General features: G+C 45.0%; 23 protein-coding genes and 1 pseudogene. 10 read left to right on the forward strand and 14 right to left on the reverse strand.

Features of this window, described 5'->3' with window-relative positions; genetic code table 11:
• Positions 1-54: 54 nt before the first annotated feature.
• From AB4167_RS01705 to hinT, 3 genes are all read right to left on the reverse strand, one after another.
• Positions 55-438 (reverse strand): YcfL family protein, encoded by a 384-nt coding sequence (locus tag AB4167_RS01705; protein ID WP_017060222.1) that lies wholly within the window; start codon positions 436-438, stop codon positions 55-57.
• The gene (locus AB4167_RS01710; protein WP_017065296.1) at positions 438-1,829 is read right to left on the reverse strand and encodes a COG3014 family protein; all 1,392 of its coding nucleotides are present in this window, start codon (positions 1,827-1,829) and stop codon (positions 438-440) included. The genes AB4167_RS01705 and AB4167_RS01710 overlap by 1 nt, the downstream gene beginning before the upstream one ends.
• A gap of 296 nt (positions 1,830-2,125) precedes the next feature.
• Positions 2,126-2,476 (reverse strand): purine nucleoside phosphoramidase, encoded by a 351-nt coding sequence (gene hinT, locus AB4167_RS01715; protein WP_017060220.1) that lies wholly within the window; start codon positions 2,474-2,476, stop codon positions 2,126-2,128.
• A gap of 277 nt (positions 2,477-2,753) precedes the next feature.
• Between hinT and AB4167_RS01720 the strand changes: the two genes are divergently transcribed.
• Positions 2,754-4,745: a methyl-accepting chemotaxis protein gene (locus tag AB4167_RS01720; protein WP_102321272.1), complete on the forward strand. Its 1,992-nt coding sequence runs from the start codon at positions 2,754-2,756 to the stop codon at positions 4,743-4,745.
• Positions 4,746-4,942: 197 nt separating this feature from the next.
• Entirely contained in the window at positions 4,943-6,109 is a 1,167-nt protein-coding gene (locus tag AB4167_RS01725) for a DUF1887 family protein (protein ID WP_017060218.1), read from the forward strand.
• 213 nt (positions 6,110-6,322) lie between these two features.
• Here the strand turns inward: AB4167_RS01725 and udp are convergent, their stop codons facing one another.
• From udp to AB4167_RS01745, 4 genes are all read right to left on the reverse strand, one after another.
• Entirely contained in the window at positions 6,323-7,081 is a 759-nt protein-coding gene (udp, locus tag AB4167_RS01730) for a uridine phosphorylase (RefSeq protein WP_017065292.1), read from the reverse strand.
• Positions 7,082-7,363: 282 nt separating this feature from the next.
• Positions 7,364-9,721: a zinc/cadmium/mercury/lead-transporting ATPase gene (locus tag AB4167_RS01735; RefSeq protein WP_372136030.1), complete on the reverse strand. Its 2,358-nt coding sequence runs from the start codon at positions 9,719-9,721 to the stop codon at positions 7,364-7,366.
• A 153-nt stretch (positions 9,722-9,874) separates the two neighbouring features.
• Positions 9,875-11,338 carry an MATE family efflux transporter gene (locus AB4167_RS01740; RefSeq protein WP_136982255.1) on the reverse strand — a complete coding sequence of 488 codons (1,464 nt, stop codon included), beginning with the start codon at positions 11,336-11,338 and terminating at the stop codon, positions 9,875-9,877.
• 179 nt (positions 11,339-11,517) lie between these two features.
• Positions 11,518-11,934, reverse strand: a complete 417-nt coding sequence (locus AB4167_RS01745) for a CBS domain-containing protein (RefSeq protein ID WP_017060213.1) — start codon at positions 11,932-11,934, stop codon at positions 11,518-11,520.
• A gap of 302 nt (positions 11,935-12,236) precedes the next feature.
• Between AB4167_RS01745 and AB4167_RS01750 the strand changes: the two genes are divergently transcribed.
• Both AB4167_RS01750 and AB4167_RS01755 read left to right on the forward strand, forming a co-directional pair.
• Positions 12,237-12,470 carry a hypothetical protein gene (locus tag AB4167_RS01750; protein ID WP_372136031.1) on the forward strand — a complete coding sequence of 78 codons (234 nt, stop codon included), beginning with the start codon at positions 12,237-12,239 and terminating at the stop codon, positions 12,468-12,470.
• Between the two features lie 167 nt (positions 12,471-12,637).
• A complete protein-coding gene (locus tag AB4167_RS01755) occupies positions 12,638-12,934 on the forward strand; it encodes a hypothetical protein (protein WP_029235295.1) in 297 nt (98 codons plus the stop codon).
• A 98-nt stretch (positions 12,935-13,032) separates the two neighbouring features.
• Here the strand turns inward: AB4167_RS01755 and AB4167_RS01760 are convergent, their stop codons facing one another.
• Positions 13,033-14,019 (reverse strand): glycosyl transferase family protein, encoded by a 987-nt coding sequence (locus AB4167_RS01760; protein ID WP_081325165.1) that lies wholly within the window; start codon positions 14,017-14,019, stop codon positions 13,033-13,035.
• Positions 14,020-14,186: 167 nt separating this feature from the next.
• Between AB4167_RS01760 and AB4167_RS01765 the strand changes: the two genes are divergently transcribed.
• Positions 14,187-14,795: a TetR/AcrR family transcriptional regulator gene (locus tag AB4167_RS01765; protein ID WP_136982254.1), complete on the forward strand. Its 609-nt coding sequence runs from the start codon at positions 14,187-14,189 to the stop codon at positions 14,793-14,795.
• Positions 14,796-14,918: 123 nt separating this feature from the next.
• On the forward strand, positions 14,919-15,413 hold the full coding sequence (locus AB4167_RS01770) for a peptidylprolyl isomerase (RefSeq protein ID WP_017060208.1): 495 nt from the start codon (positions 14,919-14,921) through the stop codon (positions 15,411-15,413).
• A gap of 130 nt (positions 15,414-15,543) precedes the next feature.
• On the opposite strand, the pseudogene AB4167_RS01775 reads toward AB4167_RS01770, so the two are convergent.
• The 5 genes and pseudogenes from AB4167_RS01775 to AB4167_RS01795 all read right to left on the reverse strand — a co-directional run.
• Positions 15,544-15,660: pseudogene (locus AB4167_RS01775) on the reverse strand (cytochrome c); the annotation flags it as partial.
• A 42-nt stretch (positions 15,661-15,702) separates the two neighbouring features.
• Positions 15,703-16,569, reverse strand: coding sequence for a DMT family transporter (locus AB4167_RS01780; protein ID WP_017060207.1), 867 nt, complete (start codon positions 16,567-16,569; stop codon positions 15,703-15,705).
• Between the two features lie 110 nt (positions 16,570-16,679).
• Positions 16,680-17,777, reverse strand: coding sequence for an alkene reductase (locus AB4167_RS01785; RefSeq protein ID WP_017065285.1), 1,098 nt, complete (start codon positions 17,775-17,777; stop codon positions 16,680-16,682).
• 14 nt (positions 17,778-17,791) lie between these two features.
• A complete protein-coding gene (gloA, locus tag AB4167_RS01790; protein WP_017084654.1) occupies positions 17,792-18,169 on the reverse strand; it encodes a lactoylglutathione lyase in 378 nt (125 codons plus the stop codon).
• Between the two features lie 236 nt (positions 18,170-18,405).
• Positions 18,406-19,341 carry a LysR family transcriptional regulator gene (locus tag AB4167_RS01795; protein WP_136982252.1) on the reverse strand — a complete coding sequence of 312 codons (936 nt, stop codon included), beginning with the start codon at positions 19,339-19,341 and terminating at the stop codon, positions 18,406-18,408.
• Between the two features lie 773 nt (positions 19,342-20,114).
• Between AB4167_RS01795 and AB4167_RS01800 the strand changes: the two genes are divergently transcribed.
• The 4 genes from AB4167_RS01800 to AB4167_RS01815 all read left to right on the forward strand — a co-directional run bounded on the left by AB4167_RS01800 (position 20,115) and on the right by AB4167_RS01815 (position 24,657).
• Positions 20,115-20,726, forward strand: coding sequence for a magnesium transporter (locus AB4167_RS01800; RefSeq protein ID WP_372136032.1), 612 nt, complete (start codon positions 20,115-20,117; stop codon positions 20,724-20,726).
• On the forward strand, positions 20,726-21,715 hold the full coding sequence (locus AB4167_RS01805) for an efflux RND transporter periplasmic adaptor subunit (RefSeq protein WP_136982250.1): 990 nt from the start codon (positions 20,726-20,728) through the stop codon (positions 21,713-21,715). Before AB4167_RS01800 ends, AB4167_RS01805 begins: the two co-directional genes overlap by 1 nt.
• 310 nt (positions 21,716-22,025) lie before the next feature.
• A complete protein-coding gene (locus tag AB4167_RS01810; RefSeq protein ID WP_372136033.1) occupies positions 22,026-24,002 on the forward strand; it encodes an alkyl sulfatase dimerization domain-containing protein in 1,977 nt (658 codons plus the stop codon).
• Positions 24,003-24,168: 166 nt separating this feature from the next.
• Positions 24,169-24,657, forward strand: coding sequence for a hypothetical protein (locus AB4167_RS01815; protein WP_372058576.1), 489 nt, complete (start codon positions 24,169-24,171; stop codon positions 24,655-24,657).
• Positions 24,658-24,734: 77 nt separating this feature from the next.
• On the opposite strand, the gene cyoE is transcribed toward AB4167_RS01815, so the two are convergent.
• On the reverse strand, positions 24,735-25,607 hold the full coding sequence (cyoE, locus tag AB4167_RS01820) for a heme o synthase (RefSeq protein WP_004736301.1): 873 nt from the start codon (positions 25,605-25,607) through the stop codon (positions 24,735-24,737).
• Positions 25,608-25,614 lie beyond the last annotated feature (7 nt).

Consider the following 25,614-nt stretch of genomic DNA (forward strand, 5'->3'; position numbering starts at 1 on the left):
ACCCACACTCTCAAATTCTTGTATTTACGAATCATGAGACCCGTTTAATCTAACTTACTGCTCTCGGAACTGGACTCTGAACTGAGTCGCTTTCGGGTTTACCGACACTTCCGACAACGAAATACTTTCAAAACCACGAACAATCGCTTGCTTCCAAGGACCTTGTTTAAGGTTGACCTCAAGCCCGGCATCGTCGTACCAGTAAAAACGATAAAGAATATGTTGATCGCCTTTATAGTTACTGTTTAAACGAACGATTCCTCGCGTATGACCGTCGACCAGATCGGTGCGAATATCTTCAACCTGTAAACGGCTGCCCAATACCTTGTCACCAAAGAAAACGTTCTGAGTCAGACTATCGACCCTTACGCCAGCTGTATTATCAGCACAACCAGCCAGAGCCATAACCGCTGCTAAGCTCACTAACCACTTTTTCATTACAGCCTCCCTAGCTGTTTATGCCACATTGTTGCATTGTTTCCTTGTCGAGAAATCCACACCAAGGTGGTCTGCCCTTCTCGAATATCAAAGTCGTACGTTTTAGCGCCCGCTTCCAACGTATATTGACCGCTATTTGCTACAAACGTACTGCTCTTAATCTCTGCAGGTAATGATTGCCAACTGCGAGTGTCTGGTTGCTCTGTCAGTGTGTTCCACACGTTGAACAGAATATTACCGACATCATCGCCTTTGGTTGCTTCTTTTCGAATGCGATCTTTCGCGACTACACGTAGCGCTTGGCGAATAACAATGCTTGTCATACGTTCCGATAGATCGTTCTGCGCCATCGCGTTTACATCAGTGATCAAATGTTCTTGTAGCGGCTGTCCGCTGATTCGCAAGGCAGAAAAACGCTCTACGTTTTGACTTGGGTAATATGGCAGCGCAAGAGAGTATATTGCCCCCTGATCGCGACTGTCATAAACAGGCAAATCCAGTCGCCAACTGTCCATAGCTTGCACAGCGCTCTGCTCTTGAAGAACAATCACTCGCCCTTCACCTGCACTAAGTTTAGAAGATTGCTTATAGCGTTTTTCTAATGTTGCTAAATCTTGTCGCATCCCTAAACGAGCGGCTGTTGCCATGGTTCTATCGATGATTTCTTGGTTATCTGGCATCACAGCCAAAGCACGACGATAGTCAACGTAGGCGCTGTTTAAATCATTTGACGCTTCATAAAGCAGACCAGACAAGAACATCAGATACGCATTCTGTACTGACTGCAGTTTCTTACCCGCATCAGGGTAATTGGCAAGGATGCTACCCACATTGGCAGACAAGCCTTGCTTCTTCGCATCGCTGGCTGCTTTGTCTAACTCAGCCTCGCGTTGCTTCTTCGCTTGTTCTTGAACTTGGTTGGCGCGACGCATTTCGATCACCGCACCTTCTAAATCGTTTTTCTTGAGGTAATTTAAACCGAGATACAGATGAAGAAAGCCCAACTCGTAATCGGCTGGCACATACTCGGTAATATTGTCATTCACAGCCAACGCACCCACACTGGTTGCACTGTCTGAGATTGAGATCACGGCTTTGCGTTGCTGCTCAGTAACCGCCTGATCAGCCACTTCAAACGAAGCCTTACTCTCAGGGTATTTTTGATCCAGCAGATTAATTCTGCCTCTTTCAAAGTTATCAAGGATGTCGCCTGCCGCGTAATCTGGTAGCTCTTGCTGAGCCTCTGAATAATCTCCAGATTTAACGGCTTGGTAGATCGCTTTGTTTTGTGCGCTGTAATGACTGAACAGGCTTCCTGCAGACATACTCGCACAACCTACGGTCAACGCCGATAACAGGGCAATGGAAGCGAATCTAAACTGTTGCTTCACTTATCGTCTCCGTGCATGTTTAAAATGCCTACTTTATTAGGGTCTGCTGACCTTTAATGGTCTCATTATCAAAACGAAACGCGTTGTAAAAAGGATCTCAAGCCAGTTGAAACCCTACTGATTTAGCCTCTGCCTAGGCGATGCCGATATTCAGACAACAGATAGAACTTAAAGTTGGCATACAAACTACAAATTTTCCAACTAACTACTTGTGTTAACCCACTAATGAGCGCGTTTAAACTAGCTCATTAGCTTTCATTAACTCGTTAGCTTTTCATTAGCTCATTAACTTTTTATTAGCTCATTAATAGGGGGCCAAGTGGACGGCCGCCAACCAAGTGCATGTGAATATGATAAACCTCTTGGCCACCGTGAGAGTTACAGTTCACGATAAGACGATAGCCATCTTCTGCAATGCCCTCTTCTTTTGCTAACTTGCGAGCAACAGTAAACATGCGCCCCATCATCGCTTCATCTTGGACTTCAACATCGTTAGTTGTCGGAATCAGCTTGTTTGGGATGATTAGGATATGGCTTGGCGCGCGAGGGTTAATATCGCGAAATGCGGTTACTAAATCGTCTTGGTATAGTAGATCTGCTGGGATTTCTTTGTTGATGATCTTAGTAAAAATGGTTTCTTCAGCCATGTTTCTCTCCGATAAAACATTTATTTTTTAATGCTTTGAGTATGCGCTATGCCGCATCAAACCACAATAAATCTGCTTTAAAGCATAATAAAAAACACCGTTCAAATCAAAGAAAACGAGCCTTAGCTCTCAAGAATGGCATGTTGGTTATAACTGAGTGCTATTTTTGACGTGTGCGTCATAAAATGCGTAAGCCGAGCTCAATAGAATGCTGATAATTTTGTTAGTTTTACTTTGACCTGACATTAGGTCTGCATTTTTATTTAGGGAGAAAGCCATGAAGGGATCTGTGATCAAGCGTATGTACGCTGGTTTCGCACTGATCATCATCATGTTCGCAGTCACGATAACCATCATGATGAACAGCATGAATCAGATACACAGCAATTTTGAGAGTGTCTCAGAAACCTCATTACCACTTGTCGCGCTTTCAAATCAAACGAGTGTTCAATTGCTTTCTGCTGATAAGTCATTCAAAGATTTCTTAACCACACAAAACGCTGAACGCATGTCTGCAATGCGTACAGAATTTGCTGCATCACAAAACTCGTTTTCAGAAGTTCTCGGTAGTTTAGAAGCGGCAAGCCAAAACAATGCTTCACTTGTTGAACGTATCGCGCAATTAAGAGCAATGGAAGAACGCTACTTCGCCGAAGCTGACGAAGCGATGAACAACTACGTCGCGATGTTCGAAGCACAAGAACAAGTACAAAAAGCGTCTCGTGACTTCCAACGCTTACATTCAGAATTAACCGTTGGTATGAAAGAGTACGTTGCCGACCAAAAAAGCATCTCTGTAAAAGTGATGGCAAAGAGCTACTTCATCAAACTGCAAGACGCAGAAGTTATTACCTCTGATGCACTTGCTAGCTCTGATGTTGCCTTCGTTCAAAAAGCCGTTAACCAAAACAAAAAGGCCGTTACTCATCTTAACTACGCTTATCGAAGTCTATCAACACAACTACCAGCACTTAAAAATGTCTTCGATGAGTCGGTTCAGAAGTTCACCAAAGACGTTGGTCAGAAAGGTGGCGTACTAGACAAACACAACAACTACCTACAAGCCAAACAAGCGTTGTACGTGAACATCGCTAACCTAGCTCTAGAAGTTGACCAAGCGATGGCTGTTTTGGACTCATTCAACGTGACCGCTGAAGAGCAACTTAACTCATCACTCGCTGACGCAAGCAGCATCTACGACAAAGGCCTATTCAACGCGATTGCCATTGGCATTGTTGTGACTGTGTTCGCTGCTGCGATTGGTTACCACATTGCACACAGCGTACGAGAGCCATTAACTCGCATCCTCGGTACATTAGAAGGTCTAACTGAAGGTGATATGACTCAGCGTATCGATATTCGCTACGACAACGAATTCAGCCGCGTGAGCCGTCACATCAACACCTTGGCTGACAACCTGCACAATATCCTTGTGAAGTTGAATGATGCTTCAGATGACTTAACTAAGACTGCAAGCGTCAACCAGAAGACGTCATCTGAAACGCAGGCTCAATTGAACAGCCAACGTGAGCAAACCGCGACTGTTGCGACCGCAATGACAGAGATGTCTCATTCTGTACAAGAAGTGGCGAACAGCGCGCAAAGCTCACTCACCATGGTTCAACAAGTAGAATCGGCTTCTGAGTCTGGTCGTCAGATCATGAACACCAACATCAGCACCATTAATCAGCTTGAAGTTCGCCTTACTGAATCAGTGGGCGCTGTAGGCGAGCTACAACAGATGAGTAGCCAGATTGGTTCAATCCTTGACGTTATTCGTGGTATTGCTGAACAGACCAACCTACTTGCACTTAATGCGGCAATCGAAGCAGCGCGTGCAGGTGAACAAGGTCGTGGTTTTGCAGTCGTTGCCGATGAAGTACGAGTGCTAGCACAGAAGACCACTCAATCAACCTCTGAAATCGAGACTATGATCAGCAATCTGCAATCAAGCTCGAAAACTGCAAGTAACGTAATTGAAAGCTGTATGAGCGATATGGACATGTCGGTTCAACAAGCTTCAAGTGCAAACAGTGCGATGGAAGAGATCCAAGCCTTGATTCTAGAGATCAGCCACATGAGTACACACATCTCTCAAGCAGCCGCTGAGCAGAGTGAAACGTCTGGTGATATTGCACGCAACATCGAAGACATCAACCACATCGCAGATAAGAGTTACCAAGCGATGTCTTCAATTGCGGAGGCAAGCCAAAACCTAACAATTTTGGCGAATCAGCAAGGTGATTTAGTACATCAATTCAAACTATAGATAAATGAAGAATCGATAGATATTTAGTGAGATTGTTGAGACTTCTTACCCAATAGTGGTGACTAATTGAGCTAGGGCAACTTTTATCAAGGGTTGCCCTTGTTTTTTATGAGCTTTGTCATTATATGATTATTAAGGCTTGCTGCTTCCCGTTTTTTCTTTCACCTTTATGAGCGAGCCGCTATTAAGGAATTTATATGGCTGTTCATGTTGGCATTATCGATCAAGACCCCATTCGCTTGCTCACCCCATTACTTGATAACCGAACGGTCAGCACTCACATCGTGTTTATCGGTGACAAAAATCAAGTCAGTATGTACAAACGTTTAGACAGCGTTTTGCACAAGCGCGACATTACGAGTGAGTTTTTCGAAATTCCGACCATCGTAAATACATCTGTCATTAAAGAATCTATCCAAACCCTTGCCGAAGACCTCAAAGCACGCGGTCAAGAAGTGAAGCTCAACGCAAGTTGTGGCCTCCGTCACCGCCTACTTTCTGTGTACGAAGTATTCCGTACTTACCACTGGCCAATCTTCGTGGTTGAACCAAATAGCGACAAGCTTTGCTGGTTGTACCCTAATGGTAAAGAAGACGCACAAGTTCAAGACCGCATCACTATCGACGACTACCTAACTGTGTTCGGTGCTCGCGGTGAATTCAGCGATGTTCAGCTGTCTCCGCAACTGGATCAGAAACTTTATGAACTGGGTGAACGTTGGGCAAGTAACGCACTCGAACTAGGCCCTGGCCTTGCGACATTGAACTACCTAGCAACGACCTGCCGTAAAGAACAAAAACTTGATGTAGGCCTATCTGAGAAGCAACAAGGCTATCGCGAGCTCAACATGCTGTTGAGCGATTTGGTTGAAGCTAAAATTGCGACTTACGACAATGGTATTTTGACCTTTGCCAACGAAGACGCGCGCCGCTTCTCAAACGGTGAATGGCTTGAAACATTGGTTCACAGCACAGTTAAGCAGATCCAAGATGACATGCCGACCATTCAAGACCGTTCTTTGAATGTTCAGGTATACCGTCAACTGGGTGAACGTGAGGTTCGTAACGAGCTTGATGTTGCCTCTGTGGTGAACAATAAGCTGCACATCATCGAATGTAAGACCAAAGGCATGCGTGATGATGGTGATGACACCTTGTACAAACTGGAATCGCTTAGAGACCTGCTAGGTGGCCTACAAGCACGTGCAATGTTAGTGAGCTTCCGCCCTCTTCGCCATAACGACATCACACGAGCTGAAGATCTTGGCCTTGCATTGATTGGCCCTGACGAATTGAAAGATCTTAAAACACACCTAACGGCATGGTTTACAGCTGCGGGTGGCAGTGAAGATCTAGAGTGCTAAAAACCAATAAGCTCATGAGAGCTCAATGCTCTTAAGCAGATTGTTAAAAAGGCGAATGACGATTAAATCACTCGCCTTTTTTGTTGTCTGTTTTCTCTATTGATTACTTTCAGACGGCACAAAAAAATGGCCGCATCATACGATGCGGCCATTTTCAAAATTTAATGTCACTTGAAGACTTAATGCTCTCTAAAACTCAGAGCACTTTAAGACTTAAAGCATTTTACGAGCGGCTTCTACAACCACTTTGATTGAACGTGCTTCTGTTACTTTTAGAGTGTCGTGATCAGGCGTCTCTTTTTGAGTACGGTTGATGATTACACCAGCAACACAACCTGCTTTCAGACCAGAACTTGCACACATAGTTAGCAGTGTTGCAGATTCCATCTCGAAGTTTAGAACGCCCATGTCTTGCCATTCTTGCATAGAGCCTTGGAAGCGCTTAACAACGCGACCAGAGAACGTGTCGTAACGCTCTTGACCTGGGTAGAACGTATCGCTTGATGCCGTTACGCCCATGTGAACTGTTGCACCTGATTCATCAACTGCCGCTTTCATTGCTGTTGCAACTTCAAAGTCAGCCACTGCTGGGAACTCCATAGGAGCAAAGTGTAGGCTAGCGCCGTCTAGACGAACAGAACCTGTAGAAACAATCATGTCACCCACGTTTACGTGAGGTTGGATAGCACCAGTCGTACCAACACGTAGGAAAGTGCGAACACCAAGTTGAGCAAGCTCTTCAACTGCGATAGAAGTCGATGGACCACCAATACCTGTTGAACATACAACAACTGGTTTGCCGTCTAGCTCTGCGCGGTAAAGCGTGTATTCACGGTGACTAGCAAGGAATACTGGGTTCTCCATCTCTTCTGCAATTTTTTGCACACGAGCAGGATCACCAGGGATGATCGCAAGAGTAGCACCGTTAAGATCTGCTTCAGTAACACCTAAGTGGAAAACAGCTTGAGACATAGTTCGCTCCTTTTGGCTTATTGGGCTTTTTACCCTTATTTAAGCTCATAGTAAATTCGTGGGGTACGAACACACTCTAACCAAGCTCATTACAAAATGAAGTGACACATGTCACATGAATGATCGCAACAATAATTCAAGTTTCACAAAAAACCGATTGGCATCACAAAAATAAGCAATCCGCACGCCTATGTTGCATACTAATGAGACAAAAAGCGCCTTTAACGTATTACCGCTAAAGGCGCTTTTATATTAAGAATGCTCTATGTCGGTGAGCTCGATTTAGTCCGCTTTAGATTTAAATCGAAGCAGACGCAATGCGTTCAATGTCACCAATGCAGTTGCACCACTATCCGCTAAAACTGCCACCCACAAACCGGTAATACCTAACAAGCTTGTCACCAAGAATACGACCTTCAAACCAAGCGCAAGGGCTACGTTTTGACGGATGTTGTTCATGGTCGCTTGCGACAGTTCAATCATCGCTGGCAGCTCAGTTAAACGGTTATGAGTCAGTGCTGAATCCGCCGTTTCCAAAGCGACATCCGTACCACCACCCATTGCGATGCCGACATTCGCCGTTTTCATTGCTGGTGCATCATTAATGCCATCACCGACCATCGCCACGTGCGACTGTTGAGATAACTCCTCAACGTAAGATACCTTGTCGCTTGGCAATAGGCTTGCCTTGTACTGCATACCAATCTTGCTACTGATCGCTGCTGCACTGCGCGGATTATCGCCGGTCAACATGATAGATTGAATACCTAATTCATTAAGTCGTTCAATCGCAAGCTTAGCGTCACTGCGTAACGTATCTTGCCAAGCAATCAGACCAATCACCGTCGTAGCTTGCTCTGTTGATTCTTCTTGATCTTTAACCTCAAGAGCAACCACAACCGTCTTGCCCTCACCTTCTAATGCTTCTACCTGAGAAACCACATCGGCACCAAGTTCGAACGTGACTTTAGACGGTGACAGAACCTGATACTTAACACCATCAACATCCCCTTCAACACCACTACCAATCAACGCTTTCTTGTTGTGTGATTCAGGAATCTCAATATTCAGGTCTTTTACTCTAGCGACAAGTGACTGCGCCAACGGGTGAGTAGAGCCAACTTCAATCGCCCCAACCACACGCAGCATCGCGTCTTGTTGCCACCCCGATAGAGGTTGAATATCCGTAACCTGAGGCTTACCTTCGGTCAGTGTGCCTGTCTTATCGAAGGCGATGGTTTGGATTTTACCAAGCTGCTCTAGCGCTGCGCCGCCTTTAATGAGCGCGCCACGTTTCGCTGCTGCTGCTAAGCCAGAGGTAATCGCTGCAGGAGTCGAGATAACCAAGGCACACGGACAAGCAATCAACAATAGCGCTAGGCCACGGTAAACCCATGTTTCCCATGGCTGCGCAAACAACAATGGTGGTGTGATGATGACCAACAGAGCCACTACCATCATTAACGGTGTGTACCAACGGCTGAACTTATCGAGGAATCGCTCTAGTGGTGCTTTACGAGACTCTGCTTCTTCAATCAGATGAAGAATGCGATCGATCGCGTTCTCACCCTGTTTTGAAGTGATGGTGATACGAACCACTTTATCGACCACCACAGCGCCAGCCATGATGCTATTGCCTTCGATGTGTTCAACAGGAACAGATTCACCGGTTAACGCACTTTCATCAAAGCTTGCCGCGTCTGTAATCAATTGGCCGTCAGCAGGTAAACGAGAGCCCGCGGCCACTTCAATCACATCACCTGGAACCAGTTCACTGACTGCTACTTCTACACGCTCGCCGTTGATGATCTTAGTCGAGTTTTCTGGTACCAATGCCATTAGCGCTTGAACGCCACTTCTTGCTCTTGATGAAGCAAACGCTTCTAAGCGCTCACCAATCAAGAACAACAATAGAACCATCGCTGCTTCCGCAGTTTCGCCAAGGTACAAAGCACCCAGCGCGGCAACACTCATTAAGGTTTCGATGGCAAAAGGCGTACCCGAGCGAGCCAATTGCACGGCTTTCTTAGCTACCGGGTATAAACCGAGTAAACAGGTGACAGTGAATAAGCCTTCACTTAATTGAGGAGAAGTACTTTTCAGAAGCGCAGCGAACAGCATTGCGGCTGCAATCGCTATGATCTGTAAATTGGGTTGAATATGAGCTTGCCAAAAGGTCTCTGGTTGTTGTTTTTCTTTCTTAGAACCCACTTCCGTTAATGGAAAGCCGGTTTTGATAGAGACTTGTTCAATGGTGTTAGCAAGACTTTCATTATCGAATTTCACAACCAGTTTTTCGGTAGCAAAGAGAACCTTCGCTTGAATCACACCGTCAATGTTACTGATCGCGTTTTCTATTTTTCTTGCACAAGCTGGGCAGTCCATTCCGGCAACCAACCAACTTTTGGAAAATTGGGCATCGAGAGATAAAGTTGAGGGCTGACTGTCTTCTTCTCCACTATCCGACGAACTACAACAATCATCTCCAGACGATGACGCCGCTACAGAAGAGCTGCAACATCCTGACGAAACGCTAGCTGCTGTGATGCTTGAAATTTTAGGGCTAGAGCAACTTGCTCCTGCCGCTTGAGGTTGAACGTCCACTTTTGCTGAGCGGCACGCTGCATGTTTTGCGCACATAATGTATCTCCTTAATACTCAAAAGCCTTGAGGTTGTTGCTAACTCACGAGCAACAGAACCTTAAGTTCATCAAAAGTATAAACCTTGGAGGTTACTCCAAGGTCAAGAAGAAGTTTTCAAGAAAACAAAAATATTATGCCAGCGCCGATGCCTTAATGAGATTTAAGCTCCGCACACTCTTCACGGTTAGCCGATACATCATCAATAAGCACCGCATCGTGTGAACAGAATGGCTGTGTGTTCAAGCTGACAATCGACACATCATCTTCCACTGGGTCGACTTGAGAGCCTTGCATCAGCTCAGCGATATGATGTCGAAGCACCAAGATACCTAAAATCCCGAACAGAACATTACCCAAAGCTTGACCATAGAGAACACCCAAAGCGCCATACCACTCCGAACCTAGATAGACGAACGGCAGAGTACCTAACGTGGCTTTACCCAAATTCAGTGCTGTCGAGTAAAGCGGTTTACCTAGGTTATTAAAAGAGGTGTTGGCAACAAATAGCGCGCCGTTAAAGGTGAAGGTTAACGCCACATAAGTACAGAAAGCCGCCACAATGATTGCTGCATCACCTTGTAAGCTAAAGCCTTGAATGACATAACCTTGAACGAAGTACAACAGAATACAAACAGCGATGGTGTATGCCGTAGTAACCAGCAGTGAGTTATTGAGTGTTTCTTTTACTCTGTCCATACGTTCTGCACCAAAGTTCTGACCAATAATTGGCCCCACAGCGCCTGACAAGGCAAAGATAACCGCAAAACAAACTGGCGTCAGACGACCTATCACCGCAAAGCCCGCGACAAAGTCCTCACCATATTGTGCGATACCCGTTGTCACAATCGCGTTACCGATAGGCGTTGCGGTATTGGTGATAATCGCAGGCAGCGCAATCGCCAATATTGGTCGAATATTAAGGCGCCATTGCACCAAAGAAGGCGGAGCCACCAGCTGATGGCTGCGAATAAGAGGATAAAGCGAAAAGAATAGCACCGAGAAACGAGCGACAACCGAAGCGATAGCCGCCCCTTCGATGTTCCAACCAAAACCAAAAATAAACAGAGGATCGAGAATCGCGTTAACAATGCCGCCCGACAAAGTCGCCCACATCGAACGTTTGGCATCGCCTGCCGCTCTTAAGCCCGCACCCGCCGCCATCGCTAACGCCAAAAATGGACCACTTGGTAGCAAAATCTGTAGGTAAGCTTGAGCACGCTCGGCCGCAATCCCTTTGGCGCCTATCGCGGCTAGCAGCTCTGGAATATAAGCGAACATGATTGCAGTTATGGTCGAACTGATAACAAACGCAGTCAGCATGATACTGGTGCTTAGGTTTCGAGCGTGCTCTTGATTCTTTGAGCCGATGGCTTTGGACACTAATGCGCCCATGGCAATGGAAGTACCGATAGAAACGGAGGTAGAAAAGAAAGTCAGCGTACCTGCAAAGCCTACCGCAGCAGCCAATTCGACCTGTCCGAGCATACTGATAAACAGCATGTCGAGTAAGTCGACCACAAATAACGCCATCAAACCGACAGAGCCAGCCCCCGACATCACCAATATGTGGCGCATCGTTGAACCTTCAACAAACTTTGCCGTTTGATTTGACATGAAACCTCCAAAAGTTGGAATACCCAAGAGCTAAAGCCCAATTAGCTGTTCAACTGTTCAACAGGCTCGGGATCCACAAAGAGAGGATCGACCAAGAAAAGCGCTATACAGAAAAAAGGCGCTAGTGCGCCTTTTTTCAATTGAGAGTATTGAGAAAAATAATCGTTCTTAACACGCTACTATACCTGATGTTTGAAGCATTCTTCCAAGTTCTTGCCAATTGCTCTCAAAACATCAGTTCTGGTGATAATACCCACCAGTTTTCGATTATCGATCACAGGGTATGCTTTAGGTTTTCCAACCTGCATCATGTCCGCCAATTCAATAATGGATAAGTCAGGTGACACCGACAGCACTTCTTGGTACATACAGTCACCCACAAGGTGTGTGTCTTGGCAGAAGTAACTGACCTTCACAAGTTTCTCGAGTAAATCCTGCTCTGAAAGGAAGCCAATCACTTGTTCATTATCATCGATTACGGGCCCACCCATATGGTGGCTACGCATCACTTTGTCTAACGCTAGACTTAACGGCATATCAGGAGTAAATGTCACAACCTGCTGCGTCATGTAATCTTTCACTTTAATAGAATGCATTGCGTTCTCCCTAAATACTTTGCGTCATATATTTTCTATCTTGTTAAGTTAATTGTTGTCTAAAATCTTGATTTTACTAAATGGATTTCAACAATTTTATTGATAGGCAAAACCTAACAAGACAAAAAAGTGAGACAAACAAAGGGTTGAGCACGTTTTCGAACGCCAGAAAAAAGAAAAAAAAGAGCCCTTACAAAGCCTTACTTTCCCTTGCTTAACCTTACTTAGCCGAGCTAGCCTGCTTAAATAAACCCTGTAATCTTCACCTCACTAATAATTAGAAATCCCGTTTTAGGAAGTTTATGCAACACGACAACAACATGTACGCGTATATTTACGCAGGTAACGACGGCACAGAAAACACACTCATCGCCACTATCGATAATCAAGAAAAACCGCTGATATCAAGCTGCGTTGATGAGATAAAACGCATGTCATGCTTAGCCATTGATTTAGCAGTAAAACACGACCTAAAAGTGAAGCTGGTGAAATATCAAAGAGAACAAGAGATCGACTTCGGCTTATTCGTTAAATAGTGAATCCGACACTGATTTGGTTAATCTCTAACTGGCAGCCATAGTAGCATTAGCAAGCGCAATAGCCGTGAATGGCTGCCGAATTCGACCTGACAAGCCTAACGGGTAAAGGCTATAATGATCAGACGGCGCCCTTGCCGATTTTCATTGTCCAAATACGGTTTACTATGTCTTCCCAAACCCCACCTAAAACGTATCTAACGAATTCCTTATCTAAGTTAAAAAGCTACTTTAGTGAGTTATTGGATTTCCAATCACGCATTTGGGTGGTTCATATCTTTGAAGACTCTATTACCGATCAGTCGTTTGTGATTAATGAAGATGGCTTTAAAGAACCGCTAGAGTGGATGAAAAAACGTGATTACCAAGCGAGAATGCTTGATCGTGTTGATAAGATGAAAATCTCACAGGTGATTGAGATTCAGTTCGAAGACAAAATGCATCGCTTGATGCGAGTGAAGTAGCTCTATTGTTTGGGCACGTACGAAAAGCCATTACTAGAAATTAAGCATAAAAAAGGCCAGCGCTCGCTGACCTTCTCTCATTGATTACAAACCACCATCTAACGCGCACAATACTCATGCCACAGGCGCACCGCTTTCTGGTATGCCTCAGTTTTATCGTGCGTTTCTGCAAAGAGAATAGCTGTCATGCTGTCGACAACGGTATTCGCCATTAGCGCCATCTCTTCAGCCGATGTGCCAAGTACACATTGACTAGGAAGTGGCAGCTCTAGGTTCATCATCTCTTCCCAGTAGAACGATTCGACTTTGTCAGGAGAGCTCATCCATACCGTTTGGCTAACTTTAGGATTATATTCCGACTCACCGTTCATCCCTTTGAATGAAATCACCGAGTGGGATTTATTTCCGATAACATGCTCAACTTCCGCATGAAGTTGTGGAAAGCCAGGATGGAAACTGCCACGCAGACCTAAACGGCCACCACCAGGATTCAATGCTCGAACTACCGTGTTAATTGGTGTTCTCAAACCGTAGCGGTGTTTCCAACCAATCATGGTTTGTGCTTCGGGCGCAAAGTTAGCTAGCGGTAAATAAGCAATGCCGTCTTGTTCAAGAATCGACTTAGCATGTTCAGGGCTCTCAGCACTTTGCACACCGACATCTTGCAAATGGCTTTCAACGTGCGTCCTACCGCTCGGCTTATCCATATAGCCATGCATTAACACTTTATAGCCATTGTCAGCTAAGATTTTTGCCGCCAACAAGTTCCAAGGCTTGCCACTGGCGTTATCGTTACGCTTACCTGCATAACACGGCCAATCAATATCAGCGCCTAAATCTGGCACTCGAGATTGAAACGCTTTTACAAAGCCAGCGATCTCTTCATTGGTTTCATTCTGCACACGAATCAACATCAGTAGCATAGCCATTTGGTCGTCACCGACTTCTCCGCTTAAATACTCATCCATGATGCGGTAGGCTTGTTCGAACGATAAAGGCTTACGCCCTCTTTCTCCTCGTCCAACTGTACGAATACACTCTAAAATACTACTCATTGATTGTTTATTCTCTTCCGTTGATATCAATAAAATTCGAATACACTTTCGATTCTATGATACCCACCGTGCATTGCAAAGCGATTCAGTTGCTCTCGACCGAATTACCAATACGCGGATTGGTGTTCTAAAAGTAAACTTACTGGTGTAAAATTAGCGTATGTAATGCTAACCGCGACATATTGAGTAGTATCCCGATGACTGTAAAAAAAACGCTAAGCCAAAGAAAACGTGAATCGATCGTTGCCGCTGCTATCGCAGAGTTTACTAAGCATGGCTACAAGGCCACCAGCATGGATAAAATATCGAGTCGCGCAGAAGTATCAAAGCGCACCGTATACAATCACTTTGCCAGCAAAGAACTGCTTTTAGATGAGATTCTAGACAGCATTTGGAGCAAAACTCTGGCCGCAACGCATTTCCCATATCAAGCAGAACTGCCACTTGAAGAACAGCTTTCCTCGATAGCCAATCAAGAGCTTGAGTTACTTGAGTCTGAAGGCTTCATCGACCTGTCACGCGTTTTGTTCTCAGAGTATTTCCATAACGCAGAACTGGCGCATCAAGCGATGGAAAAATATTCCCAAGCAGAAAGTGGACTTACAACCTGGATTAAAGCCGCGTTGGCAGACGGTCGTTTAGTAGAACTAGACCCACAATTCGCCTCCACGCAGTTCATTGGTCTGCTTAAGTCTTTTGCGTTTTGGCCGCAAATCATTGGTCATGTGCCGTCACCGGGTGCTGCACACAAGCAAGTGCTCATTACTTCAAGTGTCGAGATGTTCCTTAAACAATATCAGGCGTGATTTTGGTGGTTGACGAGAATTCAACCACAATAAAACCATCACTGGTATCCGCTGTTATTTTCCCTATACTGCAACCCACTTTCGTCATTACGACTCAGTAAAACTTCAACTTTAGGTAGCCCTATGATTACTTTCACCACCAACTTTGGCGATATCGAGATTGAACTGAACCTTGAAAAAGCGCCAGTAACGTCGAAAAACTTCCTTAAATACTGCCAAGACGGTTTCTACGAAGGCACGACATTTCACCGTGTTATTGAAGGTTTCATGATTCAAGGTGGTGGTCACACTATCGACATGACAGAAAAACCAACTCGCGCCCCAATCGTCAACGAAGCAAACCGTGGTTTGAAGAATGTGATTGGTTCTGTGGCAATGGCTCGGACTGATGCACCACATTCTGCAACGGCGCAGTTCTTCATCAACCTTGATGACAACGATTTCCTAGATCACACCTCAACAACCAATGCTGGCTGGGGTTACGCGGTATTCGGTAAGGTTTCAGCAGGTATGGATGTGGTAAACAAAATTGCGAAAGCACCAACAACCATTCGCTGGGGACACGAAGATGTGCCTTGCGAAGATATTGTGATTACAAAAGTCACTATTCGAGACTAATTCATTCACGTCCTTTCCCGCCCCTAGTGCATTCGAATTGATGGCATAAAGAAAAGAAGGCTGTGCGATAGGACTATGGTGGTAAGGGTTCGACTTTACCACCTGTATTCAAAGCTCGTTGTTAGAATAGTTACCAGCGAGAACGATAAGTACGGTGACACCCTTTGCACGTCTTATTCGCAGAATTTAACCCTTGCTCTGCACTCGACAAGTCTTGTTCAACACTCGCCTGATAAGGCTCAGAAAAGCACTTGAAGAACAACCCACACTCGGCCTTGCGCCGAGTGTTTTATTTTCGTCTCGACCATTTGATATAGCAAAATAGTGAAGCAATGATCACCGCCCCACCGAGCAGCTTCTGCATCTCTACACTTTCGCCAAGCACACTCACACTTAACAGCAGCGTCCACACAGGCTCAAGAATCATGATCAATGCCGCCACTTCCATGTTCACGGAGTGCTGACCGACCGTTTGTAGCAAGTAACGAATAGACGTTGCGATCACCGCAGAGACAATAAACCAGAAGACTAAGGTTTTGGTGATTTCGAACTCCGGCTGAGCTGTCATAGAAGCAAAGGCTAAACCACTCACACCCACCACAAACAGTTGCACACAGATTGATGCGATAGGCTTGATATTGGTAATCACACGCTTGTTCATAACAAAGTGAACAGACAACAACATCGATGCTAGTAAGAAATAAATCTGACTCTGCTCAACATGCCAGCCGTTACCCAAAGTCAGCAACAGCATGCCGATAATCGCGATAGGGAAAGACATCCAAAACGCACGATTAGGTTTAACTCGAAACAAAATCCAAGACACAAACGGTGCAATGATCATGGCTAAGCTCATGATGAATGCCCCTTCCGACAAGCTTTCAGTCACCGAAACTGCAAACACCCATACCTGCAATGAGGCAGACAACAACAAACCCACGCCGCAAAGAGACAGAATCTGCTTAAACGAAAGCTTACGAATATGGTGAATACAAAATGGCAGAAGAATAAGACTCGCGACGAGGAATCGCACACCAATGAACACTGGCCCAGGCATTTCTAATACCACCAGCTTAGATGCAATCCATCCCACCCCAGCTAGCAGGGTGGCAAATAGAAGGTAAAGCTCTCCGCGCATCGCTTTCACGTTCATCATTTTACTTAGTCCAATAACAAAAAAAGCAACCCGACTCTGCAAGGTTGCTTTTTATAAACATTCAACAGGATCGAGATACTATCTCAATACTCTGCTTCAGGCAGCTGTTTTTAGCCTGCGTATTCTGGGTAATCCGTTAAACCTTTTTCAGCACCACCGAACAATGTGTTTGGATCGTGCGCTGCAAGTGGGTAACCATTTTGAATACGAGCTGGTAAATCTGGGTTCGCAACGAATGGACGACCAAAACCAACCATGTCAGTTACGCCTTCAGCAACGGCTTTTTCGCCACGCTCGCTATCGTATTTACCCGCATAAATAAGGACACCCTCGTAGGCTTCACGAACTGCTGCTTTAAATGCTTTTGGCGTTTCAGGTGCATCGTCCCAATCAACTTCTGCAATGTGTAGGTAAACAATTTTGTATAGGTTAAGTAGTGCTGCCGCCGCTGTGTAAGTCTCTACTGGTGTAGCGTCAACCGTACCATTCAACGATGTGAACGGAGCAAGGCGGACACCAACACGGTCAGCACCAATCGCTTCAACCATAGCTTCAACCACTTCGCCTAGGAAACGTAAACGGTTTTCAATTGAACCACCGTATTCGTCAGTGCGGTTGTTTGCTTCAGAATCGATGAATTGGTTGATTAAGTAACCATTCGCTGCGTGAAGTTCGATACCATCAAAGCCTGCTTCAACCGCATTCAAAGCCGCTTGGCGATACTGTTCAACCACCTCTTTGATGTCTTGTTTCGTCATTTCACGAGGTTCAACCACATCAACAAAGCCCGGTTCATCAGTACCGTTATCGATGAATACCTTTACGTTTTGTGCTTTAAGTGCAGAAGACGAGATTGGCTGTTCACCACCAATGTTGTCTGGGTGTGTTACACGGCCTACATGCCAAAGTTGAGCGAAGATAACGCCCTCTTTTTCATGTACGGCATCAGTCACTTTTTTCCAACCAGCGATCTGCTCATCAGAATAGATACCCGGAGTCCAAGCATAGCCTTGACCCATAGGTGAAATTTGTGTGCCTTCAGCAATAATCAAACCTGCAGAAGCACGCTGAGCGTAGTAAGCCGCCATCATATCGTTTGCTGAATTACCAGGTTGCGTTGCGCGAGAACGCGTCATCGGTGGCATAACAATACGGTTTTTAAGCTCGATATTACCAAGTTGAATTGGTTGAAATAGTGCGTTTGTCATTGTTATATCCTCGATTAACCTAGTTGAATCAGTTCGATTTGGTAGCCGTCTGGGTCAGTAATAAAAGCGATATGAGTTGAGCCGCCTTTCACTGGACCCGCTTCGCGAGTGACGTTGCCACCTAGCGATTTGATTTTGTCACATGCTGCGTAAATATCTTCTACACCCAATGCCAGATGACCAAACGCGCTGCCCATCTCGTACTCATTCGTATCCCAGTTGTACGTTAGCTCGATAGTCGTGCCGCCTTGCTCATAGCCAACAAAAACCAATGTGTAGCGGTAGTCTTTGTTTTCATGGCGTTCAAGTTCCTTCATTCCCAATACCTTGGTATAGAACTCGATAGACTTGTCTAAATCAGTAACTCGGATCATTGTGTGTAGGAATTTCATATTTCGCCCTTGATACTTTAATCTCAGCCTCGTTCAGAAGCTAAGTAATGTTCGTTTAGGTTGACCTTGAGGCCACCTACTTCTCTGTTGCTAGGTATATTACTGAACACACACAAATCAGTGAAATTATTAAATATTCTCATTTTAATAATTTTTTGTTATTAACATATTGTCTAGTACCAACTAAGCGACACAAAAAAGGGAAGCCAATACTCCCCTTAGATTTAGACTCTCAATTAAAATCGCAACCGCCTATCTTTAAGCGCCTTCGACATTGAATCTGATGTATTGATGACTTGTTCTCTGAACCATTTATGAGCGGGGTCGCTGTTCTGCTTCTTCAACCAAATCAGGTAATGAGATATCGGCTGATATTCAAAGGGCGGCTTGAACAGCTGCAAACTTAACTTTTCTTGGAACTGCACGGCCATAGATAAAGGCACGACAGTGATGTAATCGGATTGGCTACACAGCAAAATATTACTGAACAGCGAGCGCCCGTGAAACACGATTTTACGCTGGGACAGATCCAAAGAAGTGTAGTGATTCAAACTGCGAACTTTACGTCGTGTTCTGTCTAATACAGCATGCTTTTCACTTAGGAACTGAGCTTCGCTGATTTCACCTTGAATCCGTGGATGATCAGCTCGACACACGATCACAAACTCGCCTTCATAAAGTGTTTCACTGACGATACTTGGGTGTTCAGGCACCACAATATCGATCATCGCATCGAACTCTTGAGTCAAAAGATCTTCATAAATGCGCTCATCACTGTCTGGTTGATCAAAGACTTCCAGCGACAAGTTTTGATTAGGAAGCGCCGCGAAACTATTGAGAAGTACCCACTGTAAGTGCTCAGGTGCAGAAATAACAAACTTACGCTCAGAGGATTGCTCATCAAAATTAGCCATCGACTGAAACACGCCATTGAGTTCATTGATCGGCGCTTTAATTTGTTCATACAAACTTTGCGCATAAGACGTAGGCGCAACACCTCTTCCTTTGCGAACAAAAAGCTCTTGGCCAATCTCTTTCTTTAGACGAGTTAACGCGGTGCTGATCGTCGATTGATTGGTATTCAAATGATCGGCAGCCTTACTCAAACTGCCCTGCTCCATCACCGCTGAAAACACAGCCAATAAGTTAAAATTCGGAATGTCATTACTCATGATTCAGTGCTCATTTGGCGATAGATTTAATTATCTTATCGTAAAAGCGATAGAATGAAACAACGGATGCTCATTGAGAAAACAAAACTGAGAAGGAAGCATCATATGGTAAAGAGCAAAAATGTCAGAACAACTCACTCTTTCGAATAGCTGCCACATTCGCCAGATTGGAATCTAAATCTCTTCGCTGTGCCAGTAACGCTTAATCCACCCAAACTCACCCTAGACTGGTCGGAGTATTCAATATTTCCGTCCTGCCTTATTGATACTTTTATAGCCACTTCTATGATCCAGGCTAATTAAATAGACATATTTTATAAGCCGAGTTTGAGCCTGTTCAAATAAACCCACCTCACGTTTAAGCAACCACTCAATTCATCGTAATTACGATAATTCAATATCGCAATAATGCGTAGATAGCACCAGTTACACTTCCTATTATTTCGCCAACAAATCAATTCTTAACCTAAACAGAAAACCTAAAAATGTGTAGATGATGGTGTTGCACACATCACGGAAGACGGCCTTAAAACCCAATGCAGCAAACGAACCTATCAATGGTAGACGTTACTTAAGAATGATTTCGCCAGGTGTTTTTAACACTCTATTCGCGAGAATGCGTTGTCTACGTGGTCAAAGCGATTTTTAATTGTCATCTAGTACTTTTGACTCAGTAGGTCTATACGGTTACGTGAGTTCAACACCTCTTTCAGATGTCTTCTAAAAGTCTTGTACCAAGGCTGCACTTTCTCTCTCCTTATTTAGGTTGAGATATGAACTTTATAAAAATCGTTTTCCAGAAAATCTGGGCCGTTGTGATGGTCTTGATTAAATTCTGCCTGTTTATGGCAGTGATGTTTGCGGGAGCATGGGCTCTTGCACCATTAGGCACAATCCATTCTAAAGACATCGACATGTCTCAATTCAACAATCATCCCAATGAAATGATGATGAACTTCTTCCAGATGGAGTACTTCTCTGGCTACTTGTTCTCAGTGACAATTGCTGTGGTATTAGCCGGTGTTTACGGCATGTGGCAGTTGCATGAACTGGGTGTGCATAAAGCAAAAGAACACAAAAGCGCTCACGTACAAATCGTGTTTGCACTGTCACTTTGCGGACTCTTCATCAGCAAAACATTCTGGGTTATCGCCTTGGTTATCGCGCTAGCGAACTGGAAACATATTGGTCAATCACTGAGTGATGTGATTCGCCGTGGTGTACAACCTAAACGAGACGCGACTAATACAGAGGCCTCCGTAGTCCACGTATCACCTGAACAACCGGTAACAGAGCCGTCTTCAGTAGAGCAATCTTCAAAAGAACAGGCTTCAGAAGAAAAGACTCCAACAACACCATCCGCTACAGAAAAAGAGGTCGCATAATGAAAGAGATGATGATTCCATACATCCTAATTGTATGGTCACTGTTTGCGACAGGCGCACTTAAGAAGAACTTCAAGAACTACACCTGGGCTGCCATTGGGGGTGTAACGATTCTTGCAGTATTAGCAGTAATCTCTCGCTTGTGGGCACCCGTTGATTTAACCAACTCAACCACAGTCAAAGCACCACACGCGGTGATGTCACCTATCTTTGGTCAGCAGATCGACCAAGTGCTTGTTGAGCACAACCAAATGGTTAAAGAAGGCGACATAATCTACACTCTCGTCGACATCAATTCTGCCGCAGATAAAGCCAAGATCGAATCTTCAATTGTTCAGAAAGAAGAACAAATCAAGCAGATGGATCGCGATTTAGAGCGTGCTGAAACGTCACCTGAAATCTTCAATATGCGTGACGTAGAAAAGTACGACTCAGATCTTCGAGTACTGCACGCTGAACTGGTGTCGCTAAAAGCCGATCTACAAAAAGTAAATTGGGCGCAAGAGAAGAAAACCATTAAAGCTGAGTTTGACGGTCAGGTATCGATAGTGAACATTGCTGAAGGTTCTGTAATGGGTAATATGCACCTCTACAACACCAGCAAAAAGTTTCTTGAGATGCGTATTTCAGACCAAACTTATGGCTATGTTCAAGTAGGAGACTTCGCTGAGTTCTTCGTTGATGCATACCCAGGCCACGTGTTCCGAGCAAAAGTACACAGCTTTAATGCCGGTACCGGTGAGTCGAGTATTTCTCCACTTCAGGGGCCACAAAGCGTCGGTCAACACGTGGTAAGAAACGGCAATGGTTTAGGTCGTACTATCGTACTTGAGATCATTGAACCAGAAGGTTACAACATCCCTATTGGTTCAACTGGCGCGGCTTGGATCTCGGCTGAGAAGCCACATCCGTTCTGGGGCTTCATCGATGTAATCGGTGCAGCAACGGTTCGCCTACAATCTTACAAGTCATACTTAGGTGCTTGGTAAACGATTAGCTCTTGATAAGCAATTAAATATTCAATGATTTGGCTGTTATTCACTCGTATCACAGCCACTCATGAACTAGCGACTAATTGTAAAACAAATGCCCTGAATTTCAGGGCATTTTTGTATCTGTTGCAAGCTCATTTACTAATTGATTTAGATCAAAATTAATCGCTAATACAATCGTTTATCAAACAAATCATCGAAAAAACGATAGATTGAAATATTATTAGCGCGTAGATAGCGACCTCCCCCACCTCTATCATTTGGCTCAAGAAATCCAATTCCTGTATCCAAATATAAGGTCACTACCATGACTAATACATTCAAAAAAATGGCGCTTCCTGTTGCTATTGCGAGCACTCTACTTGCTTCTGGTTTTGCATCTGCAACGCCAACTGTAGAAGCGACATCGAAAGTCGGCCAAGAACTTCAGACGGCAAATGCTGCGCAATACCAAAACATTGATCTTGATGCTCGCTACAAGAGCGAGGTTCTATTCGAACACAAATCAAACATGTTCTGGGGAAAAGGCGAACGTATTCAAGTTGTTTCTAAAACAGGCGATTCTCTAGCTTACACTGCTGAGTCTGACCATGTTCACCCAATCCTCACCAAGCATGGTCGTAAAATGGACCAAGCAATCATCAAAGTAGATGACAACGTATATCTTGGTTACGGTTTCGGTCTAGATACACCCGTCATGATTGAAGGTACGGACGGCATCATCATTGTTGATCCAGGCGAGTCGGTAGAAATGGCTCAATCGGTTAAAGAGCAATTCCGTCAAATCACCGACAAGCCGGTTAAAGCAATCATTTATTCTCACAACCACATCGACCACATCTCTGGTGTGCGTGCGTGGGTGACTGACGAAGAAGTGGCATCAGGTGAAGTAAAAATCATCGCTGAAGAAGGCCTAACCGCTGCAGTGGCTAACTGGTCTTCAAACCTAGGTACTCTATTTGGTCACCGTACTTCTTACACAGGTGCTAAGCACGTAGAAGAAGGCGAGCACGGCACAGTAAACGACGGCCTTGGTCCACGCTTCATGCAAGGTGCTATCTCGTTCATCGAACCAAACCTGCTTGTACCAAGCCAAAGCCACATCGAAATCGAAATTTCTGGCGTGAAAATGCACATCGAGAACGTGCCATCTGAAACTAAAGATGAGTTAGTGGTTTACTTCCCAGAACAAAAAATCCTGCACGCAGCAGAGGTTCTACAAGGCGAAAACTTCCCGAACCTACACACAATTCGCGGTACGAAATTCCGTGATCCAAGCATGTGGTTCAAGGGCATCGACGTTATGCGTCAATTCGATACAGAAATCATGATCAACTCGCATGGTCGTCCTGTTGAAGGCAAAGAAGCGGTAGCGGATGTACTAACGGCTTACCGTGATGCAATCCAATACACACACGACCAAACGATTCGTCACATGAACAAAGGTATGACGCCAGACGAGCTAGTTGAAGTGGTTAAACTTCCTAAGCACCTTGCAGAACACCCTTGGTTGGGTGAGCATTATGGTACTGTTGCACACGCTGTTCGCCAAATTTACGTAGGCTACAACGGTTTCTTCGAAGCCGATCCGTGGCAACTAGAGCCAATGGCTTATGAGCAGCGTGCTAAAGCTTTCGTAGAAATCATGGGCGGCCGTGATAACATCATCGACACAGCAAAAGCAGCGATGAAAGCAGAGAACTACACTTTTGCAGCGGAGATTCTTTCTTACCCTATCACGGTAAACAAAGATGACATGGAAGCGCGCTTACTAAAGGCACAAGCTTACAAAGCATGGTCTGCCGATCAAGTGAACATCAACTGGCGTAACTGGGCGTTGAATGCTGCAGCTGAACTAGAAGGTAATCGTGACTTCTCTAACATGATCAGTTTTGCTTCTGTAGACGTTCTAACTGCCCTACCAAGTAAACAAATCTTCGATATGATGACATCGACGTTAATCGCAGAGAACACGCTAGATGTGAACACTGCGCTAACTTACAACTTCTCTGATACCAACGAGTCATTCACTATCGAAGTGCGTAACGGTATTGCTCAGCTTCATGAAACGGCACTAGAAGGCGCTGATATTCAAATCAACACTTCTCGTCAAGTATTGAACCAAATCTTGATGGCTGGTCCAAACGCTCAACAAGTGATTGGTACCAACATGCAGTCTGGTGCGTTTAAGTTCTCGAATGGCGACATTCAAGCCTTTGGTCTATTCATGAGCTACTTCGATAAGCCTCTTTCCCCTGAAGAGCTGATGCTTATCGTTCGTTAACTGACTCACGTTAGTTAAGGGCTCGCTAGGATAGCAAACGGATAAACATAGGGACCCTTCGCGGTCCCTTTATCTTTTGCTTATTATATAATTCAAACTCCTCCGCTCACATCAACTTTACTGATGGCGTGATGTGAAATATATACGTTCGACTCAAGGTTTCTAGATGCTAAAACGTTTCGCTCTGCTACTTTCACTCAGTTCATCTTTGGTTTTTGCTTGCGGCCTTCATCAAGATACCGGGTTTAGTTTGGTGACAGAGCCCGGTTCACTAGAGGTGTTTGGCAACGTAATCACAGCCAGACAAGACAATGAATTCAACAACCTCAATAAGCCAGATCACTTTCGACTCTTTGCCATCAAGGCTGCGCTTGCGAAACCCCACCCAAGCAAAATTGAGTTCAACTTGTTCGAAGCAATCAAAGGTCATTACAGCCAAGTGAAATTTGAGAAGGGGGTCGATGTCTCAGGCAGAGATACTTTGCCTACCGAGGAAGATCTATTACTGATTACGGAACTCGATGTGTTCGATGCGCTAGCAACTGGCACCATCTCTTGGGATCACGCGACACTAAACGGCTTAGTGATCATCAATGGCCCACAAGATAAACGAGAGCAGCTTGAAGATTGGCTTAGTGATATTTTTGAAGGGTAATAGCTTAAAGCGGGACAGATAAAAAGTCGTCAAACCCTCGGACTTCAGAACATTGAGGGTTCAACGACAAACTTAAATCAAAAAAGAGTAGGCAACGGAATCAACTCCAGCCCCAGCACACCACTGATGCTCATGACCACCAGCAGGGACACCTTAAACACCGTCTTTGACCACTGGATGTAGTTTAGGCAATCAACCTTACGAAACGTCACTTTAGTCCACATAAAACAGACTGCCGCCGACACCGCGAGGTATTCGTAGCCCGCTTCTCCGAGTAGGAACAGCGCCAACGAGACTGCGCCAAACGCCACCACATAGGCTTTCATGTGCTGATGCGCTTTGTCGACGCCCTCTTTCACCGGTAACACGGGAATGCCTGCATCTCGATAATCTTGAAGGCGAAACATCGCGATCGCGTACGAGTGTGGCATTTGCCATAAGCAGAACATCGCGAACAACAAAACCGCTTCCAAACTAATGTAATTAGTCACCGCCAAGTAACCAACCAATGGTGGAACGGCGCCCGAAATACTGCCGACTAAAGTGCCGTAAACCGATGTACGCTTGTACCACATGGTGTAGAAAAAGACGTAAAACACATAGCCAAGCAACACCATGACCGCAGAGATCGGATTAGCGAACTGAAACAGTAGCGCTGTGCCTGCCAGCAGTAAAACCAAGGCATAGACGAACGCGACGTCTGTATTGATGTTTCCTTGAACCAATTCTCGATTTTGTGTGCGCTTCATCTTTTGGTCGATGTCTCGATCAAAGATGTTGTTCACAACACAACCTGATGCAATCACAAGTCCCACACCCGCTAATGTTGTCAGTAACAACATCGCGCTGGCTGGTTCTGTTTTTGCGGCGAGGAAGAACCCCGCCGCAACAGAAATCAGGTTGCCGAAAATGATGCCCGGTTTGGTGATAGACAGATATCTTTTCAGCATACCCTAG

This window comes from Vibrio sp. 10N.286.49.E11 (assembly GCF_041469505.1).
Lineage (GTDB): Bacteria > Pseudomonadota > Gammaproteobacteria > Enterobacterales > Vibrionaceae > Vibrio > Vibrio crassostreae_C.

Excerpts from the sequence above, each read along its gene's own strand:
- AB4167_RS01705 (WP_017060222.1), bottom strand. The coding sequence starts at position 438 with ATGAAAAAGTGGTTAGTGAGCTTAGCAGCGGTTATGGCTCTGGCTGGT.
- hinT (WP_017060220.1), bottom strand. The coding sequence starts at position 2,476 with ATGGCTGAAGAAACCATTTTTACTAAGATCATCAACAAAGAAATCCCA.
- AB4167_RS01720 (WP_102321272.1), top strand. The coding sequence starts at position 2,754 with ATGAAGGGATCTGTGATCAAGCGTATGTACGCTGGTTTCGCACTGATC.
- AB4167_RS01725 (WP_017060218.1), top strand. The coding sequence starts at position 4,943 with ATGGCTGTTCATGTTGGCATTATCGATCAAGACCCCATTCGCTTGCTC.
- udp (WP_017065292.1), bottom strand. The coding sequence starts at position 7,081 with ATGTCTCAAGCTGTTTTCCACTTAGGTGTTACTGAAGCAGATCTTAAC.
- AB4167_RS01735 (WP_372136030.1), bottom strand. The coding sequence starts at position 9,721 with ATGTGCGCAAAACATGCAGCGTGCCGCTCAGCAAAAGTGGACGTTCAA.
- AB4167_RS01740 (WP_136982255.1), bottom strand. The coding sequence starts at position 11,338 with ATGTCAAATCAAACGGCAAAGTTTGTTGAAGGTTCAACGATGCGCCAC.
- AB4167_RS01745 (WP_017060213.1), bottom strand. The coding sequence starts at position 11,934 with ATGCATTCTATTAAAGTGAAAGATTACATGACGCAGCAGGTTGTGACA.
- AB4167_RS01750 (WP_372136031.1), top strand. The coding sequence starts at position 12,237 with ATGCAACACGACAACAACATGTACGCGTATATTTACGCAGGTAACGAC.
- AB4167_RS01755 (WP_029235295.1), top strand. The coding sequence starts at position 12,638 with ATGTCTTCCCAAACCCCACCTAAAACGTATCTAACGAATTCCTTATCT.
- AB4167_RS01765 (WP_136982254.1), top strand. The coding sequence starts at position 14,187 with ATGACTGTAAAAAAAACGCTAAGCCAAAGAAAACGTGAATCGATCGTT.
- AB4167_RS01770 (WP_017060208.1), top strand. The coding sequence starts at position 14,919 with ATGATTACTTTCACCACCAACTTTGGCGATATCGAGATTGAACTGAAC.
- AB4167_RS01780 (WP_017060207.1), bottom strand. The coding sequence starts at position 16,569 with ATGATGAACGTGAAAGCGATGCGCGGAGAGCTTTACCTTCTATTTGCC.
- AB4167_RS01785 (WP_017065285.1), bottom strand. The coding sequence starts at position 17,777 with ATGACAAACGCACTATTTCAACCAATTCAACTTGGTAATATCGAGCTT.
- gloA (WP_017084654.1), bottom strand. The coding sequence starts at position 18,169 with ATGAAATTCCTACACACAATGATCCGAGTTACTGATTTAGACAAGTCT.
- AB4167_RS01795 (WP_136982252.1), bottom strand. The coding sequence starts at position 19,341 with ATGAGTAATGACATTCCGAATTTTAACTTATTGGCTGTGTTTTCAGCG.
- AB4167_RS01800 (WP_372136032.1), top strand. The coding sequence starts at position 20,115 with ATGAACTTTATAAAAATCGTTTTCCAGAAAATCTGGGCCGTTGTGATG.
- AB4167_RS01805 (WP_136982250.1), top strand. The coding sequence starts at position 20,726 with ATGAAAGAGATGATGATTCCATACATCCTAATTGTATGGTCACTGTTT.
- AB4167_RS01810 (WP_372136033.1), top strand. The coding sequence starts at position 22,026 with ATGACTAATACATTCAAAAAAATGGCGCTTCCTGTTGCTATTGCGAGC.
- AB4167_RS01815 (WP_372058576.1), top strand. The coding sequence starts at position 24,169 with ATGCTAAAACGTTTCGCTCTGCTACTTTCACTCAGTTCATCTTTGGTT.
- cyoE (WP_004736301.1), bottom strand. The coding sequence starts at position 25,607 with ATGCTGAAAAGATATCTGTCTATCACCAAACCGGGCATCATTTTCGGC.